16 protein-coding genes are annotated in these 18,374 nt (G+C 47.3%); 1 reads left to right on the top strand and 15 read right to left on the bottom strand.

Annotated elements, in window-relative coordinates; translation table 11 throughout:
* Positions 1 to 67: 67 nt before the first annotated feature.
* From QNH28_RS00840 to QNH28_RS00775, 14 genes are all read right to left on the bottom strand, one after another.
* Positions 68 to 1,066: a LacI family DNA-binding transcriptional regulator gene (locus QNH28_RS00840; RefSeq protein ID WP_283909768.1), complete on the bottom strand. Its 999-nt coding sequence runs from the start codon at positions 1,064 to 1,066 to the stop codon at positions 68 to 70.
* A gap of 57 nt (positions 1,067 to 1,123) precedes the next feature.
* Positions 1,124 to 2,551: a glucuronate isomerase gene (uxaC, locus tag QNH28_RS00835; protein ID WP_283909767.1), complete on the bottom strand. Its 1,428-nt coding sequence runs from the start codon at positions 2,549 to 2,551 to the stop codon at positions 1,124 to 1,126.
* Between the two features lie 311 nt (positions 2,552 to 2,862).
* Entirely contained in the window at positions 2,863 to 3,816 is a 954-nt protein-coding gene (gene trxB, locus QNH28_RS00830; protein WP_283909766.1) for a thioredoxin-disulfide reductase, read from the bottom strand.
* A 100-nt stretch (positions 3,817 to 3,916) separates the two neighbouring features.
* Positions 3,917 to 5,653, bottom strand: a complete 1,737-nt coding sequence (locus tag QNH28_RS00825; RefSeq protein ID WP_283909765.1) for a tetratricopeptide repeat protein — start codon at positions 5,651 to 5,653, stop codon at positions 3,917 to 3,919.
* Between the two features lie 233 nt (positions 5,654 to 5,886).
* Positions 5,887 to 6,837: a ribose-phosphate diphosphokinase gene (locus QNH28_RS00820; RefSeq protein ID WP_283909764.1), complete on the bottom strand. Its 951-nt coding sequence runs from the start codon at positions 6,835 to 6,837 to the stop codon at positions 5,887 to 5,889.
* A gap of 23 nt (positions 6,838 to 6,860) precedes the next feature.
* Entirely contained in the window at positions 6,861 to 7,688 is an 828-nt protein-coding gene (gene hisJ / locus QNH28_RS00815) for a histidinol-phosphatase HisJ (RefSeq protein WP_283909763.1), read from the bottom strand.
* A 15-nt stretch (positions 7,689 to 7,703) separates the two neighbouring features.
* Entirely contained in the window at positions 7,704 to 8,420 is a 717-nt protein-coding gene (gene hisIE, locus QNH28_RS00810; protein ID WP_283909762.1) for a bifunctional phosphoribosyl-AMP cyclohydrolase/phosphoribosyl-ATP diphosphatase HisIE, read from the bottom strand.
* Positions 8,417 to 9,175, bottom strand: a complete 759-nt coding sequence (gene hisF, locus QNH28_RS00805) for an imidazole glycerol phosphate synthase subunit HisF (protein WP_042123282.1) — start codon at positions 9,173 to 9,175, stop codon at positions 8,417 to 8,419. Before hisF ends, hisIE begins: the two co-directional genes overlap by 4 nt.
* Positions 9,176 to 9,942: 767 nt before the next feature.
* Positions 9,943 to 10,680, bottom strand: coding sequence for a 1-(5-phosphoribosyl)-5-[(5-phosphoribosylamino)methylideneamino]imidazole-4-carboxamide isomerase (gene hisA / locus QNH28_RS00800; RefSeq protein WP_283909761.1), 738 nt, complete (start codon positions 10,678 to 10,680; stop codon positions 9,943 to 9,945).
* A 42-nt stretch (positions 10,681 to 10,722) separates the two neighbouring features.
* On the bottom strand, positions 10,723 to 11,346 hold the full coding sequence (gene hisH, locus QNH28_RS00795; protein WP_283909760.1) for an imidazole glycerol phosphate synthase subunit HisH: 624 nt from the start codon (positions 11,344 to 11,346) through the stop codon (positions 10,723 to 10,725).
* Position 11,347: 1 nt separating this feature from the next.
* A complete protein-coding gene (hisB, locus tag QNH28_RS00790; protein WP_283909759.1) occupies positions 11,348 to 11,956 on the bottom strand; it encodes an imidazoleglycerol-phosphate dehydratase HisB in 609 nt (202 codons plus the stop codon).
* Positions 11,943 to 13,253, bottom strand: a complete 1,311-nt coding sequence (hisD, locus tag QNH28_RS00785; RefSeq protein WP_060626427.1) for a histidinol dehydrogenase — start codon at positions 13,251 to 13,253, stop codon at positions 11,943 to 11,945. The genes hisB and hisD overlap by 14 nt, the downstream gene beginning before the upstream one ends.
* Positions 13,254 to 13,290: 37 nt before the next feature.
* Positions 13,291 to 13,929 carry an ATP phosphoribosyltransferase gene (gene hisG / locus QNH28_RS00780; RefSeq protein WP_042123270.1) on the bottom strand — a complete coding sequence of 213 codons (639 nt, stop codon included), beginning with the start codon at positions 13,927 to 13,929 and terminating at the stop codon, positions 13,291 to 13,293.
* A gap of 69 nt (positions 13,930 to 13,998) precedes the next feature.
* On the bottom strand, positions 13,999 to 15,216 hold the full coding sequence (locus QNH28_RS00775) for an ATP phosphoribosyltransferase regulatory subunit (protein WP_283909758.1): 1,218 nt from the start codon (positions 15,214 to 15,216) through the stop codon (positions 13,999 to 14,001).
* A 379-nt stretch (positions 15,217 to 15,595) separates the two neighbouring features.
* Here QNH28_RS00775 and gntK point away from each other — a divergent pair, with 379 nt between their 5' ends.
* On the top strand, positions 15,596 to 17,125 hold the full coding sequence (gene gntK, locus QNH28_RS00770) for a gluconokinase (protein WP_283912001.1): 1,530 nt from the start codon (positions 15,596 to 15,598) through the stop codon (positions 17,123 to 17,125).
* 73 nt (positions 17,126 to 17,198) lie between these two features.
* Here the strand turns inward: gntK and QNH28_RS00765 are convergent, their stop codons facing one another.
* Positions 17,199 to 18,353, bottom strand: coding sequence for an acyltransferase (locus QNH28_RS00765; protein WP_283909757.1), 1,155 nt, complete (start codon positions 18,351 to 18,353; stop codon positions 17,199 to 17,201).
* Between the last annotated feature and the right edge of the window lie 21 nt (positions 18,354 to 18,374).

Here is an 18,374-nt window from a genome sequence, read left to right as displayed (position 1 = left end):
GTGAAAATTCTAGTTCAAAATCCTTCACGAGTGAAAGGATTAAGCTGCTATGTGCAGTTTTTTGCTTCTACAGTTTCCTAACCGATTCTCTCGCAATAAACTCCGTGTCGATCGAGATTAGCCCGTCATTCTCTATAGGTTCTTTGATTAAGTTTAAAAGCATGCGGGCTCCTTGCTCGCTGATCTTCTCAATAGGACGTTTAACAGTGGTAAGCGAAGGATTCGCAAAGAGCGAAATTCCACTATCATCAAAACCAACAATAGAGACATCATTCGGTACCTGCAGCCCGCGCTCAAATACAGATTTCATTGCTCCGATCGCCATATCATCATTGGAACAAAACACTGCCGTCGGGGGTTTTTCTAATTCCAACAACTGGCCCATCGCCTCATATCCGCTTTGCATATCATAATTACCACTGATCATGTAGTCATTGCGCACAGGAATGTTATGGTCAATCAATGCTTTTATAAAACCGTCTCTGCGTTCCTGCGTGGATTTAAAGCCCTCGACGCCTTCAATGATCGCAATGTCTTGATGCCCAGATTCAATCAGGTGTTTGCCTGCATGATAAGCACCTTCCCGGTCATTTGAGATGATGTTGATAATAGAGCGGTCATCAATTTGTCGGTTTAGCACAACGATTGGAATGCCTTGCTGGACCACATGATAAATGAATTTATTATCTGCTTCGCTTTGGCTCATGAGAATGATTCCGTCAAAACGTCTGCGATGAATAGAAGAATACTCTGCATAATCATCGATCCCACGTATAAACAGATTATATTCAACATCTACAACGCTGTTCACACCACGAATCGTATCAGAGAAGAAACTGGACGATGTGCCCTTCGCAATGCTCGTGAAAAACAGGCCAATGGTATACGATCGCTGCATTACAAGGCTTTTAGCATTGTAATTGGGAACGTAACCCACTTGCGCAGCGATCTCGGCGATTTTTTTACGTGTGACCTCTTTAATTAGGGGACTGTTGTTAAGTGCTCTCGATACAGTTGTATGTGAAACATTCGCCAGCTTGGCGATATCCTTGATTGTAGGTGCCATGGGTCAACCTTCCTTATCAAACGGGTTTGGCTCTTCCATGTAAGGATATCATAACGATTACCTAGTCACCAATGCCTGTTTCGAGAAATTGAAATAATGATCAGCGTTATTGTAACAGATATTCTCAATCATACTGCCCAGTAGCTCCATATCATCCGGGGCTTCTCCAGTCTCTACCCAAGAGCCAACAAGATCACATAGGATTCTTCTAAAATACTCATGTCTGGTATACGATAAAAAGCTTCTGGAGTCTGTTAGCATCCCGACAAATTGGCTAAGTACACCGAGATTAGCGAGCGTCTTCATCTGTTCCAGCATGCCATCCTTATTGTCATTGAACCACCATGCCGTTCCGAATTGAATCTTCCCTGGAATTCCGCCGCCTTGAAAGCAGCCCATTAAACCAGCAATGACATGATTATCATTTGGATTCAGTGAGTACAAAATCGTCTTAGGCAGCGCATTCTCACGATCCAGCGCATCTAGCAGACCTGCCAGCGGTTTAGCAATCACGCCGTCATTGATGGAATCATAACCCGTGTCAGGACCGAGGCGCCCGAACATTACGCTGTTATTATTACGCAGCGCATGGATATGGAATTGCATCGCCCAATCCAGCTCATTGTACAATTTACTAAGAAACACAAGTGTGAACCCTTTATATTTTTTCTCTTCACTCTCGCTTACAGTACCTTCACGAAGCGCTTTAGTGAATATTGCCGTAGCTTCCTCCAAGGTAGCTGGCTCAAACATGACTGCATCCAAAGCATGGTCGGATACACGGCCCGCTCTGGCATGGAAGAATCTCACTCTGCTCTCCAATGCTTCTAGAAACTGACCATAATTCTCAACGTCCATTCCTGAGACTTTGCTTAGCTGAGATACCCAAGGCTTGAAGGTAGGACGATTAATTTCAAGGGCTTTATCTGGACGAAACCCCGGGACTACGCTGGCATCGAATCCACTCAAGCTGCTGATTTTTTCATGATATTCCAGAGTATCTACAGGGTCATCGGTGGTGCATACAACAGTTACTTTCGATTTAATGATCAAGTCTCTTGCTCCGTACCCTTCACCTAGCAACTGTCTGTTCACTTCATCCCAAATCTTCGGCGCATTCGCCTCATTTAGCAAATCATATACTCCAAAGAAACGCTGCAACTCCAGATGTGTCCAATGATAGAGCGGATTCCCGATAACCTTAGGAACGGTTCTAGACCATGCCAAGAACTTTTCATAATCACTAGCATCACCAGTAATGAACTTCTCCTCTACACCATTTGCCCGCATCACTCTCCATTTGTAATGGTCACCATACAGCCAAGCTTCAGTAATATTGTTGAACGTCTTGTTCTCATAGATCTCTTGAGGACTGAGGTGGCAATGATAGTCGATAATCGGCATGTCTTTCGCATAGTTATGAAACAGCTGAATCGCGGTCTCACTGGACAATAAGAAGTTCTCATCCATAAATTTTTTGCTCATGAGGTTTGCTGCTCTCCTTTATAATCATAATGGGAGTTACGCTTAGTTTAACATGAACATTTTCTGGTTATGGTATTTTTGATTATTTATTATTTTAACTTAAAATAATTGCGTTTCTTATTGATATCCCCAACATTGTTCACGTTAACATTAACTCTTATTGTAAACGTATTTTATAAAATCGCAAGTCCTTTTCGTAAGACATTGTTACAGTTATTTTAACTTCATCAAGATCCTGTCACAAAAAAGCAGGCAACCCTTTAAAAATAAGGATCACCTGCTTGAATTCTTTCCAATTAAATTTAGCTATATTAACTACCCAGGTTTTCGCTCCAGTCATGCACCATTGTGCCCTCAAGATATTTCTCGGCATCCATTGCTGCCATACAGCCGGTGCCAGCTGCGGAGATCGCTTGACGATAACGGGTATCCTGTACGTCGCCACAAGCGAATACACCCGGAATGTTCGTTTCAGTAGTACCTGGATTTACCACAATATAACCATTGGTATCCGTCGTAATCTGACCGCCCAAGAATCCGGTATTCGGAGTATGTCCGATAGCGACAAACACTCCGTCCGCTTCGATGAGCTCTTCAAGCCCCGTCTCATTGTTGCGAACCGTTAGCCCTTTAACTCCAGACTCCCCGGTTGTTACTTCAAGCGGTGTACGATTAAGTGCCCACACTACCTTGCTGTTATCGCGTGCGCGATCCTGCATGATCTTCGAAGCTCTGAGCTCATCACGACGATGAACCACGGTTACGCTGGAAGCAAACCTTGTTAAGAAGCTGGCTTCCTCCATCGCGGAGTCTCCTCCACCGGCCACGATAATCTTTTTGTTCCGGAAAAAGAAGCCATCACAAGTAGCACAAGTGCTGACCCCACGGCCCACATTCTCCTGCTCCCCTGGTATTCCTAAATATCTGGCAGAAGCACCGGTAGAGATAATCACCGACTCAGCCTCTAATACACCCAAACCATCTACTGTCACTTTAAATGGACGCTGTGAAAAATCCACTGAGTCCACCCAGCCATTCTTGAATTCAGCACCAAAACGTTCAGCCTGCTTCCGCATGTTGTCCATTAAATCCGGGCCGAGAATCCCTTCAGGAAAACCTGGAAAGTTCTCCACTTCCGTTGTCGTTGTCAGTTGTCCACCTGGCTGCATCCCTTCAATTACAAGTGGGTTAAGGTTGGCACGTGCCAAATAAATAGCAGCAGTAAGCCCGGCCGGGCCTGTTCCGATTACAATCGTTTTGTACATAACAGTGGCCTCCTCACAAACTTATACTTCTTATATTTTGAAGAAAACGGGCCCTCTTTAGAAAGAAGACTCCGTTTCTACGAAATACTGCATCAAGAATTTAGATATTTTCGGTAAACGGGGGAAGACTTTCGCTCACACTTCCCTGAAAACTACATTCATCATCGATACGCCGAGCATAACGGCTGACCATCGACACGGAAACGTCGTAGCGCTGAGCTACCTCGCGGTAGGTGACTGGAAGGTTATGCATTTTTGCGATCAGATATTCTAAAGCAGCACACCAGCCTTCCGTTTGACGGATAAAAGGAACATCTGGATATATGCTACCCACGAATTGCTTCCAGAGTAATTCAGCATCTTTTTTCTGGACAGCATCAAATCTCCGGTCCATCATACTTACAGTCTGGTCAATGACTTTTTGCCAATCTTCTCTCCATTCTGGCAATCCCTTCAGACGCGAAGTAGAAGTTTCTTTGGCTTCCTGAAGTACATTTTCCTCCGGAACACTACCAATCAGTCGTTGCAGACTGAGAAGCGCAGCTTCTTGCAGCTTTTCTTCCTGCAATGGCTGTTGCTTCAGAAGTCCTTGTAGAATCTCGGACATTTCTTCATCTTCGATCCACCGCAGAGCTTCCGTAACCTGAAGCTTCGTATTGGCATCACCGTAGCGGAGTGCCCAGAAGAAGGAAGATCGAAGCAGCGGATTGTTCCGTACCTCTTCGGCAAAGCTGCCTTTGTTGTCTTTCCACAGCTTCAGCTGCTCTTGAAAGGGGAGCTGATAGTTGTAGCTGATTGAAGACAACGCCTTGCCTTCCCCCTGCGTTTGCTGCAGCTGGGCCAGAAAAAATCTCGGCACAGCTGATTCCGGATCCAGCTTGGCAGCCTTTTGCCAGCAACGCTGAGCCTCTGCGTACAGACCGCTATTACTTGCTGCCGCCGCACAGTAATGGTACAAACTGGCGTCACCGCCGACTTCTTCATCCTTCAGCAGGCGCCGAAAATGACCATAGGCGGTTCTATGCCGTCCCAGAATCCCCATCGTAGTGGCCATTTTGAACAAATGCTCCTGGTGAAAAGGAATGGTCGTCTCTAACAGACGTAACAATCCAGCCAGTTGTCCCCGGTCACCTTCGTACTGCAGAAAGATCGCCAAGTTACAAAGTGCGTGCAAATTCCCAGAGTCCTGTTCAAGCACCCTCATAATACATTCTTTAGCTTTGGTAAAACGACCCATATAGAAATACGCAAGGGCTAGGTTGTTATGCGCCGCCAAGAAGTCTGGCGTATTGCTCACAATCTCTTCAAGCAAAGATACGGCTTGTGTAAACTTGCCTTCCTCCAACAGCGCTCGGGCCCGCTCATGCTCTATTACCCCTTCCCGGCTTCTAATCCGGATAAGTGGAGCAGGACGATCCAGCTCATATTGCAGAAGTTCCATTAATTCTTCCGATTCGGCCAGAAACTCACCGTTCACATCTTCTTCGAGATAAGTAACGAGTGAGCGCTCTGCCTCCTCATAGCTTTCCATATTGGCGAAGTTGTTAGCCATATAAAAATAACATTCCGTCATTCCAGGATCAATATTCTCCAGCACATGGGTCAAAATGTCGTTAGACGCCTCATAATTACCCATCTCTGATAATACGCCTGCTACGTTGCAATGATTTACCGGGTTCTCCGGTTCGTACTCTACAGCTTTGCGAAAATTCTTTAATGCCTTATCATATTGAAAGCGATCCAAGGACCGAACGGCTCTTTCAAAGAAAAAATTGGCATTCAGAGTGACAGGAATAACATTACCATTCTCCTCATACTCTGAAGTTCTCTCCATCATGGAAGCAAGGCACCCCCTTATAAGAAGCTTCCTTTATACTAACGAAAAAATAGGAGGACGGCGCCCAATGGGGTATACCGGAGCTCCAAACTTAATCGCTATTCCGTTCCCTTTATGGGTGCGGCTATCTTCACACAGTATACCACATGTGACCGCGAGATTCTCAAGTTGAGAAAGACTCTACCACTCCATAAACAGCAACTTTTTTACGTAAAAATAAAAAAGACGGGGAATTAAATTCCCGCGTCTCTGAAAAGCTTATCGATCGAACCGCCCTCAAGAATAATACGTGTAGCTTGTGCAAGCATCGGTGCCACCGATAAGACCGTAAACCGACTGGAATGATCATCCGGAAGTGCTATGGAATCCGTAATCACTACTTCCTGAATAGAGGGATGATCCAGCTTCTGCAGCGCAGGTCCTGAGAATAATCCGTGTGTTGCACAGACAATACTGTCCTTTGCCCCACGTTCCTTCAAGCCTTCCACCACATTCACAATAGTCGTTCCCGTATCAATCAGATCCTCAATGATGATCGGTGTACGTCCCTCAACATCGCCAATGACATGAGTGATTACCGATTCATTATGGGCCGGGCGCTTCTTGATCATAATGGCAAAAGGTGAATCCAGCTTATTCGCCAGCTTCTCAGCCATAGACGCGCGTCCTGCATCAGGGGAGACAATGACCAAATCAGACATAGCCTTAGCCTTCAAATGACTGCTGATCAAATCAAGAGCAGTCAGATGATCGACCGGAATATTGAAAAAGCCTTGAATTGCCGCTGCATGCAAATCAATAGTGATTACACGGGTTGCGCCCGCGGTCGTAAGTACATCAGCTACCATCTTAGCCGAGATCGGTTCACGAGGTGCAGACTTACGTTCCTGACGAGCGTATCCATAATACGGCACAATAATGTTAACTGTACGTGCCGATGCCCGTTTGGCAGCATCTATCATCACGAGCAGTTCCACGAACATCTCATTAATGGGATGGGATAGGGATTGCACCAAAAATACGTCGCAGTTCCGGATGCTCTCTTCGTAATGCACGTAAATCTCGCCGCTCATGAAACGGGTCAGCTTAATCTGCCCCAATTCAACACCAAGTCGCTCTGCAATATCTGCCGCCAGCTTTGGATTCGACGAACCGGAAAAAATACGTAATTGTTGATGATGCATAATACCCTCCTGCGGATTATAAATTATAGTTTGAACGGAACAGTGGTACGGCGGCGTCCCTCAAATACAGCCAGCTCACGAAAGCCTGTGTGCCAGAGCATGCTACGTGCCTCTTGTAAGCCGTCACCAAGCTTGGCAGGATCATGTGCATCCGAGCCGAGCGTAAGCGGTATACCGAGCTTAAAAGCCTCTTGTAGCAGATGTTCCGCCGGGAACATCTCAGCACACGGCTTGGAAAGTCCTGAAGCATTCAGCTCCATGGCGATTCCGCTATCCGCTATAACCTTTAAGGTTTCCAGCTCCAGCGTTCTCACCTCTGCTTTACCTTCTGGTGTCTGAGGACCATAGCCGAACCGTTTAATAACATCCATATGTCCTATAATATCATATAATCCCGATAACGCCGACTTCTTTACAGCATCATAATAAAGGCGATAGACCTCTAGTTCATCCTTGCCTTCCCAGCCATGAACCTGTCGATGATCCGTGATATCCCACTCCCCAAGAAAATGCACAGAGCCTATCAGATAATCCCATGGGTAAGGAGATAAAATCTCACGAATTTGATCCTCGTAGCCTTCAATATAATCTGCTTCCAGCCCTACCCGCAGGTCTATGACTCCGCGATAGCGTTCCTTCAGCGTCAGGCATTCCTCCACATAACGAGGCAGTTCAGCCATTGGCATGGCCATTTCAGGGTAATAGCTAGTGGGATCGACATGGATGAGCGGCAAGTGGTCGGATAACCCTAGCTGCTGAAGACCAAGCTGTATTCCGCGCTGCACATAATCCTCAAGCTTGCCCACGGCATGACCGCAGCGCTCATGATGCGTGTGGTAATCGATATGCATCCGTCAATTTCCTCCCTAGTACTGGTCCCGGCGTGGGCGCTCGTGGCGGGTACTCAACTCTTCCATGATCTCATCCAGCGGAAGCTTGCGCTCCTGTAGCAGTACTAGTAAGTGGTAGATCAGATCACTAACTTCAAGACGCAGCTCGGCATTGTCTTTATTTTTGGCGGCAATAATCGTTTCAGAGGCTTCTTCGCCTACCTTCTTAAGGATCTTATCGACACCTTTATCGAACAAATAAGTTGTATACGCACCTTCCGGACGCTCTACTTCCCGCTCAGCAATCACGCGCTCCAGCTCACCAAGAACAGCAAAACGCTCACCATCCGTAAGGCTAGTAGTCACCAATTTCTGAGCTTCCGTGGTTTGGTTATTCAAAGGGATGTCACGGTAAAAGCACGATGTTGCTCCAGTATGGCAAGCCGGTCCTTCAGGGACAACCTTCACGAGCAGTGTGTCGCTATCACAATCATAGGATATGGAGGTAATCGCTTGTGTGTTGCCTGAGGTTCCACCTTTGTGCCAAAGCTCGCTGCGTGAGCGGCTCCAGAACCAGGTCTGGCCACTTTCCAGCGAGAGCTGCAAGGATTCTGAATTCATATAAGCAACCATCAACACTTCTAAACTGTTAGCATCCTGCACAACGGTAGGCACCAACCCCGCTTCATTCCAGCGAATGCCGGCCAGCGCTTCTTTTTGGCTAATGGATGTATTCTTTACTGTTTCGCTCATCGGATCTCTACCCCTTTTTGCTTCAAGTCTGCCTTTAAGTCATTAATAGCAATCTCTTTATAGTGAAAAATGGTCGCCGCTAGTCCCGCATCGGCTTTCCCTTCCGTAAATACATCGTAAAAATGCTCCTTCTTCCCAGCGCCGCCAGAAGCAATCACAGGAATACTAAGCAAGTCGCTTACTGCTGAGGTCAGCTTCAAATCGAAGCCGTCTTTTGTGCCATCTGCATCCATACTTGTGAGCAGAATCTCGCCTGCACCCAGCTTCTCAGCTTCCTTGGCCCAGGTCAGAGCACGGATGCCAGTGGGCTTGCGCCCACCATGGGTGTACACTTCCCATTCTCCAAAAGCCTCATTATATTTAGCATCTATCGCTACTACAATACATTGGGAGCCAAACCGACGCGCACCTTCCAGAATTAACTGTGGATTAGTGATAGCTGCCGTATTAATGCCGATTTTGTCTGCACCTGCGCGAAGAATCCGCTTCATATCGTCAGGTGTAGAGATCCCTCCACCCACTGTGAAAGGAATGGCGATTTCACCTGCGGTCTGCCGCACAACTTCAATCATGGTCGCCCGACCTTCTACGGAAGCGGATATATCGAGAAACACAAGCTCATCTGCACCCTCACGGTCATACAGCGCAGCTAGCTCTACCGGATCTCCGGCATCACGCAGATTCACAAAGTTAACGCCTTTGACTACCCGTCCATCCTTAACGTCAAGACAGGGGATGATACGTTTTGCTAACATTAGAATCCCTCCTTTCATGTGTTTCCTTAAAACAATTCGATCCGCCTAAATCCCGCTCCACTCACTCTATATTCACTATGTTCCCAAGATTCTTGCTCCTAGCAGGACGACGGACTCGCGACACCTGCAAGACCATATTCATATAGGCGGCCTGTGGGCTCGCGCTCATGAAATAATCGGCTCATTTAATTGCACAATGTGCAGTTATTTCATCGTCCGTCCAGCAAACTAGGCATTTAACTGCATTTCGTACAATTAAATCTGGGAATGAACTTAAATATAAGCTCAACTCTCATTTATAGCTGCACGAAATACAATTAAATTAGCAAACACGCTCTTAATTGGAATAATAGTTGTATGAAGTACACTTATATCATCTATCAGAGGAATAATGTCAAACCCGCCGCCTAATTAACTTATTGCAGCAGATTCCACATCAGGCTTTAGCTGAAACCACCTTAGTCGCTCAATAGTTTAGTGAATTATTAACCTAGTTCAAGGTTCTATTGCACTCTGTGCAATAGAATCAACCTCAAACAATCTAATTGTGCTGTCTATTGCATTTCGTGCAATAGATTGCCTAGGAATCCACCAAAATAAGAGCTTTGAACTGTTTTGATTGTACAAAGTGCAATCAAATAAGCATTCAGCCTCTTTAAGCAGCTTTCTATTGCACAAAATGCAATCAGCACCCCTAAATAAGACTTTTCGCAGAGCGAAAATGAGATAATTAGTGAGGTTCGTCAACTAACGGCACACATCCAACACTATTTTTGCCCGAGCGCCTGCAAAGCTTCAGAAAGATTAATATTGCCCGTGTACAACGCCTTGCCAACAATAGCTCCGCCCACACCGCTGCCGCTGTGTACGTTCAGACGTAACAGATCATCAAGACTGGTGACTCCGCCGGAGGCGATCACCGTTTTACCACTGGCCTGTGCCATGGACAGGATACCGTCCACGTTCGGACCCTGCATCATCCCGTCGCGGGAGATGTCGGTGTAAATGAACGTCTCGGCTCCTTTTGCAGCCAGTTCCTTAGCCAGGTCCTCAGCACGTACCTCAGAGGTGTTCAACCAGCCATGTGTCGCAACATAGCCGTTACGCGCATCAATGCCGATAGCTACTTTATCACCGTATTTAGCCAATACCGCTTCGGTAAAAGCATGATCGTTAATCGCTGCAGTTCCTATAATAACGCGGCTGACGCCAAGCCCAAGCAATTTTTCCACGTCTGTAAGATTACGAAGGCCACCGCCCACCTGAACAGGCACATTAGCATTAGCAGCAATAGCGCCGATAATCGCATCATTCACAGGATGACCTGCTTTCGCGCCGTCTAAATCGACCAAATGAATGAACTTTCCGCCTTGCTCTTCCCATGATTTTGCCACCTTCAGTGGACTATCATTGTATATCGTTTCCTGACTGTAATCCCCTTGCTGCAGCCTGACGCATTTTCCATCCCGGATATCAATCGCCGGATATACAATAAAAGAAGACATTTGGCGCTCCCCACTTTCGTTACATTATATTTATAGCGCGGCTTACGCCCGCTCTCCCTTATATTTCAAAAAATTACCCAGCAGCTTGATTCCTAGCTCCCCGCTCTTCTCCGGGTGGAACTGCATGCCGAACACATTATTTTGCCCCACAATAGCTGTGACTGGGTAACCATAATCGGTGACAGCTAGCAGATCACTCTCTTTTGCTACAAGCGCATGATAAGAGTGGACAAAATACACATGCCCCTCTTCAAGGCCAACAAAAAGCGGATTCTCCGGCTGTCTAAAGCTGAGCTTGTTCCACCCCATATGCGGCACCTTATAGCCATCTCTAGGAGCGAATCGCACTACTGAGCCTGAGAGAATATCTAGTCCCTCATGGCTACCATGCTCTTCACTGCTGCTAAACAGTAGCTGCATACCAAGACAGATCCCTAGCAGCGGCTGGGTTCCCGCAGCTACTTGTTTGACCACACGATCCAAACCACTTTCCCGCAGCTGCTCCATCGCATCGCCAAATGCACCGACACCAGGCAGAATGACACTATCAGCAGCGAGAATTTGCTCGGCTTCACCCGTCACTACACATTCATAACCGAGACGTTCCACCGCCTTGCTCACACTGTGCAGGTTGCCCATGCCATAATCGACGATTGCAACAGTCATGCTACAGCACTCCCTTCGTAGAAGGCACACCCTTCACACGTGGATCAATCAGTGTCGCTTCATCGAGCGCCCGCCCGAGCGCCTTGAATACAGCCTCAATCATGTGATGTGTGTTAGAACCGTAGTGTACGATCACATGCAGCGTGATCCGAGCTTCCAGCGCGAACTTCCATAAGAATTCCTGAACAAGCTCCGTCGAAAAGCTGCCCACCTGCTGTGAAGGATACGTTGCGCGATATTCAAAGTGCGGGCGATTGCTGATATCGATCACAACCTGCGCTAATGCCTCATCCATCGGTACAAAAACACTCGCATAACGTTTGATTCCCTTTTTATCACCAAGTGCTTCGTGCAGCGCTTGACCTAGGCAGATCCCGATGTCTTCAACCGTGTGGTGGTCATCAATTTCAATATCTCCACGGGCCTGTACAGACAGGTCAAACTGGCCGTGCTTTGTAAACAAATCCAGCATATGATTCAAAAAAGGAACATCCGTCTCCAGCTCCGAAACTCCACTTCCATCTACGTTAAGTGCCAGCTTGATATCCGTCTCGTTTGTTTTACGGCTTAGTCCTGCTTGGCGCAAGGCTTGTTCATTATTGTTCTCCATATCCGTCTCCACCTTTTCCTTCGTTCTTGAGTCGAATCTCAATCGCTCGTGCGTGGCCTTCTAACCCTTCGCGTCGTGCCAGCTCTATAATGGTCTTCCCATCCCGCAGGAGGGCTTCCTTACTGTAATAGATCAGACTTGATTTCTTTATGAAATCATCCACATCCACTGGCGACGAGAAGCGTGCCGTACCGTTAGTCGGGATAATATGATTCGGTCCGGCAAAATAGTCGCCCACAGGCTCCGAGCTATACGCTCCCAGGAAGATCGCTCCAGCATTCTCGATGCTGCCCACAAGGCCCATTGGATCCTCGACAACAATCTCTAGATGCTCTGGTGCCAAACGATTCACTACGGAGATTCCTTCCTCCATAGATTCCACAACAATGATCGCACCGTAATTTTCTACGGATGAACGGGCGATCGCCTGACGCGGCAGCTCCTGTAGCTGACGCTCCACTTCGGCTGCCACGCTATCCGCCAAGCTTTGCGATGGCGTGACTAGAATCGCTGAGGCCATCTCGTCATGCTCGGCCTGCGAGAGCAGATCCGCTGCGACATAGGCCGGCTCAGCGGTCTCATCTGCGAGCACGACAATTTCGCTTGGCCCCGCGATACTGTCGATGTCCACGGCGCCATATACCTCGCGTTTTGCCAGCGCGACGTATATGTTGCCGGGTCCACAAATCTTATCTACCGGCGCTATGCTCTCCGTCCCAAAAGCCAAAGCAGCTACCGCCTGCGCTCCGCCCACACGGTAGATTTCATTCACTCCTGCTTCTGCGGCAGCAACCAGAATGTAAGGATCAATCCCTTCTTTGCCGCCGGTGGATGGCGGAGTGACCATAACGATCTCCGGCACGCCTGCGATCTGTGCAGGGATCACGTTCATCAGCACCGAGGAAGGATAAGCTGCCTTACCACCAGGAACATATACCCCTACCCGCTTCAGCGGACGAATAATCTGTCCCAGAATCGTGCCATCGGGCTGCAGATCCATCCACGAATTCCGTTTCTGTCTAGCATGAAAAGCCCGGATATTGGCTGCAGCCGCTTGAATAGCGGATACGAAAGATTCTTCTACTCGACCATAGGCCGCCTGAAGCTCTTCCGGCGTTACCCTCAGCTGATTCGGCGTAAGCGTGACCCGATCAAATTGCTCCGTGTAGCGAAGAAGCGCCGTGTCTCCTTCTTTTTTAATCGCGGCCACAATTTCCTTTACCGCCTGATTTTGCTCTGGCGTACCATACTCCACTTCTCGCTCAAGCTTAAAATCCTTGCTCGATACAACCTTCATCGCTGGTTCCTCCCTTTACCCCTTAACATCTGGTCACCTACCGCAAATTTGGTTCCCCTATAACCGCCTGCAGTCGATCACACAGCTGCTGTATCTCTTCATTTTTCATCCGATAGCTCACACGATTCGCCACAAGACGGCTCGTAATTTCGAATATGCTCTTCATTTCAATTAATCCGTTATCCCGCAGCGTTTGGCCGGTCTCTACCATATCCACGATACGATCGGCGAGACCAATCAGCGGCGCAAGCTCGATTGAACCATTCAGCTTCACGACCTCAACCTGCTGTCCCTGTTCTCTGAAATACTTCGATGCTACATTCGGATATTTCGTCGCTACACGCTGCTGAATTCCCGGCTGCCAGTTCGGCAATCCGATGATCGACATCCGGCATCGAGCGATGCCAAGATCAAGCAGCTCGTATACATCACGATCTTCTTCCAGCAATACGTCCTTGCCCACGATTCCAATGTCCGCCACACCATATTCTACATATGTAGGTACATCTACTGGTTTCGCTAATATAAACTCCATGCCTGCCTCAGGCAGTGGAATAACAAGCTTGCGGGATGCCTCACCGTCCGGTGGAATCGGAAGACCCGCCTGGCGGAACAGCTCAGCAGCCTTTTCGTAAATCCGACCTTTTGGCATAGCGACCTTCAAAATCTGTGCCATCGTTAAGTTGCCTCCTTTTCCATCTCCATGCAAAATTTATCTTAACCGCTCATTCTTACTAGCGATATCTCAGCCATGCTCACTTACAAAAGATACGAAGGTATAGATTTCGCCGTACCGCACACCATCTGCTTCGACCGTGTCCGTATCTAGACGCTTCACCGTTTCAAGCTCTTCTGGACCTGCTGCCAGTCTAGTCACTACTGCGTGACCTTCCGACCGCAAGCGTGTTGCCTCTTCCAGACCTTCTTTTCTGCGAGTAGCATCGTATTGAATCAAGATAGGCAGCTCTTCCTCTTCGTTTGATCCGGCCACACCATCGAGAATACGATTCGTTTTTAAGGAAAAGCCTGTAGAAGGGATCGGACGCCCAAACTGCTGAAGGAGATTATCATATCTACCCCCACTACATACCGGAAACCCTAATTCCGCTGCATACCCTTCAAAAGTCATCCCTGTATAATAAGAGAAGTCCCCGATCATCGTCAGATCAATCAGCACATGCTGTGATACGCCATAAGAGACCAGCACCTCCCACACCTTGCACAAATGATCTATCGAATGACGGGCAAGCGGATGATCGCTAAGCTCCAGCGCCTGTCCACAAATCTCCTTGCCTCCACGCAGACGCAACAGTCCATCCAGTTCGTTCTTCTGAGCTTCCGTCAGATCCAGCCGGCGTAAAGTCTCCCGAAAAGAGACATAGTCACGGCCCAGCAAATGACTTTTCAGCTCCTCCTGAGCCTCAGGTAATTGTGGAAGCGCCTCTTGAAATAAACCATTCAGAAAGCCTACATGCCCCATCGCGATTTTAAAAGACTTCACACCCGCAGCCTGCAACGATGAAATCGCTAGCGCCACTACTTCAGCATCGGCCTCAGGTGAATCGTCACCTACCAGCTCGACCCCTGTCTGGAAAAACTCCGCTTCACGCCCTGCTTCTTCCTCAATGGCACGGAAAACATTAGCGTGATAGGACAACCGCAATGGCAATGGCTCATCCTTCAATAAAGATGCCACAACACGGGCAACCGGAGCTGTCATTTCAGAACGAAGCACTAGCGCCTGACCACGATTGTTAAGCAATTTATAAAGCTTTTGGTCGGACGTAGAGCTAGCTACGCCAACTGTATCGTAATATTCTAGTGTCGGAGTCATCATTTGCTGATAACCCCAGCGACTCATGCAATGCAGTACATCATTCTCAATTTTACGTAGTTTCGTTACGGCCCGGGGCAGATAGTCCCGAACGCCAGACGGCTTCTCAAATCCCTTTGGTTTGGACATCTTCATTGTTCACCTCATCAGTTATCATTAGATACTGTTTATGTTTACTTTACTATGGTAAAGTGGTAGCAAATTAAAGTATTTTCAATATCGTATCATGGTCACTGCTTTTTCGTCAATCTAACGGGGTAAAGCTATGACTTCAATTCTAATGCTTGTATGCTTAAAGCTTGTCTACCTAGGTTGAATTGTTCACAAAGAAAATCTGAATCAAACACTTATGTACTTCGAACCAATACTTGGGAATCCCTTTATTTTGCCTCCACGTTTATCCAATACTATAATGAGCTAATATGATTGTACTTCATAATTCTGTAATTAGTGTTCTAAAAATCTACTTACAACTAGAAAGAAGGGCTAATGCGTGACTAAATCCTATATGATTGGCGTTGATATTGGAACTACAAGTACCAAAGCAGTTCTCTTCGAGGAAAAAGGAGCCATCGCTGCACAAGCTAATGTAGGATATCCCTTACATCAGCCCTCACCCTCAATAGCGGAGCAGGACCCAGAACAAATCCTGAGTGCAGTCTTCCATACTATCTCTGAAGTTATGCGGCAAAGCGGTGTATCTGCGGATGCAATCCTATTCGTCTCCTTCAGTTCAGCCATGCACAGTGTCATTGCAGTTGATAAACTGGGTAAGGCCCTAACTGCCTGCATCACATGGGCTGATAATCGCAGTGCCGGATGCGCACTTCGTTTGAAGGATGAGCTAAACGGCCATGAATTGTATCTACGCACAGGTACACCTATACACCCAATGTCTCCGATCACCAAGCTAATGTGGCTTCGGGAAGAACATCCAGAAGTGTTCCAGCAAACCTTTAAATTCATTTCCATAAAAGAATACATATTCGCAAGACTGTTTGGCGAATACATCATCGATCATTCCATTGCCTCTTCCACAGGCATGCTCAATCTGGAGAATCTAGAATGGGATAAAGAAGCTTTGGAGATTGCCCACATTACAACAGATCAGCTCTCGCGGCTTGTTCCCACCACGCAGATCATGCAAGGGCTGCTCCCTGGTCTGGCAGAGGAGCTTTTGCTGCTCCCTACAACTCCATTTGTTGTTGGCGCCAGTGATGGCGTCCTGTCCAACCTCGGCGTAGGCGCAATTGAGCCCGGTGTAGTGGCCGCTACAATTGGAACTAGCGGAGCAATTCGTACCGTAGTGGATCACCCGCTCACCGATCCCAAAGGACGGACCTTCTGTTATAACCTAACCCCAAAACATTGGGTAATTGGAGGACCCGTCAACAATGGCGGTATGCTGTTCCGTTGGGTAAGGGATGAGTTCGCCGCTTCTGAAGTCGAAACCGCCAAACGTCTCGGCATTGACCCCTACGAGGTTCTAACTCGCATCGCGGAGCAAGTTCCTGCGGGGAGCGGCGGACTTTTATTCCATCCCTACTTGACCGGGGAACGGGCGCCGCTGTGGAATCCGGATGCCCGCGGCTCCTTCTTTGGCCTTTCTATGAATCACCATAAAGAACATATGATTCGTTCAGTACTAGAGGGCGTAATCTTCAATATGTATATGGTTCTCCTTGCTATGGAAGAGCAAATCGGACGCCCAAGCAGAATCCTTGCCACAGGCGGCTTCGCCCGCTCCTCAGTGTGGCGGCAGATGATGGCTGATATCTTTGATCAGGAGGTTGTCATTCCGGAGAGTATCGAGAGCTCCTGCCTCGGGGCGGTTGTACTTGGCCTTTATGCAACAGGTCGAGTCGATTCCTTTGATGTCGTGTTTGACATGATTGGTTCAACCCATAAGCATACTCCAATTGATGAACATACCAAGATCTACAAACAGCTGCTGCCGATCTATATTTCTGTCTACCGTAGTCTCGAAAGCCAGTATCAAGCCATTGCAGAATTTCAGCGGGAACAAGCTGGAGAATAAGGCAAAAATAAAAAGCGTCGGCTACCCACATATGTGGGAAAACCGACGCTTTTATATATTTCCTTGCAAAAGACTATGCACTTTTGGATCCTGATTTCGCTTTCTGTGGACCCGATCCGAAGATGATCCAGGCTAATTTCGTATATCGGAAGGCTAGAGCTACTACCAGCCAAGAACCTAGCAACGCAAAGAGCCAACCCCCAGCAATCGCTGCGGTATATGCAAGGGAACCCCCGTGAAACGGTAATTTTCTATAGAAGAAGAGCAGTAACGGATGCAGTAAATAGATTCCGAAAGAGCAAACTCCGGCAGATAACAACAGTCTTGTGAGCAAGCTACGGCCCGCTCCGTACAGTAAGAAGGAAGCTTGTAGCAACACCACACAAGAGAGCAGCGCATGAAGGTTAGAGAATCCCTCATACCATAAACTATTGATGACTGTTTTCTTCGTATAGTTGTTAAACCATAGCTCAACATGAACAACCCCTGCTACAATCCATAACAACCACAATGTAATCCATACCGGACCTTTACCGGCACGCCAGCCTTCACGTGAAGGTACCAGCCATTTTTTCAAAGTAGGATAATATACTGCAATCCCAGCACCCAGCAAGAAATACGAGAAATAAGTGATTGCCAGACTGCCTTTGGACAACTGCCAATACCCGTTATTAGTCATGTATTTATTCAGCAGTACAAAACCCCATTGTAGAATTAATCCGATTAGTGGCGCCCAAGCCGCCAGACGACGAACCTTTTGCAGACACCACAGAATGAGCGGAAATAATACGTAGAACTGAATAATGATAATAATGTAATACAAATGCGTGTATGCCGTTCCTGTCCATAAATACTTCCAAAGCTTAGAAGCCATCTCCCCTGGAGGTAAGCTCCATGTATGACCCGCCGTCATTTTTAATGCGAAATACAGCAGCGAGAATAGTACATAAGGCACAATAATATAAAGCAACCTTCTACTATAAAACTTCCCCAGCGTCTTTCCGCCCAGAGGACGATCAATATAGTTATAGAACAGCACGAACCCACTCAAAAAAATGAATGAGGGTACAGCGAACTGGCTAAATTTATTAATAAATAAGAACGGATGAAACATATTTGTACCTAGTGTCTCCGCCAACGTTCGCGAGGTAGCATGAATAGCTAGCACTGCGAAAATAGCAATCGCTCGAAATATATCCAGCTGCGGAATTCTTTCTTTTTGTCTCATTATCTTTCCTCCTGTTAAGCT

It is taken from the genome of Paenibacillus sp. G2S3 (assembly GCF_030123105.1).
In the GTDB taxonomy this organism is placed as follows: Bacteria; Bacillota; Bacilli; order Paenibacillales; family Paenibacillaceae; genus Paenibacillus_AQ.
The sequence above is the reverse complement of the archived record's forward strand: the minus strand, read 5'-3'. Positions and strand labels throughout refer to the sequence as shown.

Coding starts and splice junctions, on each gene's coding strand:
- QNH28_RS00840 (WP_283909768.1), bottom strand. CDS start 1,066: ATGGCACCTACAATCAAGGATATCGCCAAGCTGGCGAATGTTTCACAT.
- uxaC (WP_283909767.1), bottom strand. CDS start 2,551: ATGAGCAAAAAATTTATGGATGAGAACTTCTTATTGTCCAGTGAGACC.
- trxB (WP_283909766.1), bottom strand. CDS start 3,816: ATGTACAAAACGATTGTAATCGGAACAGGCCCGGCCGGGCTTACTGCT.
- QNH28_RS00825 (WP_283909765.1), bottom strand. CDS start 5,653: ATGATGGAGAGAACTTCAGAGTATGAGGAGAATGGTAATGTTATTCCT.
- QNH28_RS00820 (WP_283909764.1), bottom strand. CDS start 6,837: ATGCATCATCAACAATTACGTATTTTTTCCGGTTCGTCGAATCCAAAG.
- hisJ (WP_283909763.1), bottom strand. CDS start 7,688: ATGCATATCGATTACCACACGCATCATGAGCGCTGCGGTCATGCCGTG.
- hisIE (WP_283909762.1), bottom strand. CDS start 8,420: ATGAGCGAAACAGTAAAGAATACATCCATTAGCCAAAAAGAAGCGCTG.
- hisF (WP_042123282.1), bottom strand. CDS start 9,175: ATGTTAGCAAAACGTATCATCCCCTGTCTTGACGTTAAGGATGGACGG.
- hisA (WP_283909761.1), bottom strand. CDS start 10,680: ATGTCTTCTTTTATTGTATATCCGGCGATTGATATCCGGGATGGAAAA.
- hisH (WP_283909760.1), bottom strand. CDS start 11,346: ATGACTGTTGCAATCGTCGATTATGGCATGGGCAACCTGCACAGTGTG.
- hisB (WP_283909759.1), bottom strand. CDS start 11,956: ATGGAGAACAATAATGAACAAGCCTTGCGCCAAGCAGGACTAAGCCGT.
- hisD (WP_060626427.1), bottom strand. CDS start 13,253: ATGAAGGTTGTATCGAGCAAGGATTTTAAGCTTGAGCGAGAAGTGGAG.
- hisG (WP_042123270.1), bottom strand. CDS start 13,929: ATGGCACAGATTTTGAAGGTCGCTATGCCAAAAGGTCGGATTTACGAA.
- QNH28_RS00775 (WP_283909758.1), bottom strand. CDS start 15,216: ATGTCCAAACCAAAGGGATTTGAGAAGCCGTCTGGCGTTCGGGACTAT.
- gntK (WP_283912001.1), top strand. CDS start 15,596: ATGATTGGCGTTGATATTGGAACTACAAGTACCAAAGCAGTTCTCTTC.
- QNH28_RS00765 (WP_283909757.1), bottom strand. CDS start 18,353: ATGAGACAAAAAGAAAGAATTCCGCAGCTGGATATATTTCGAGCGATT.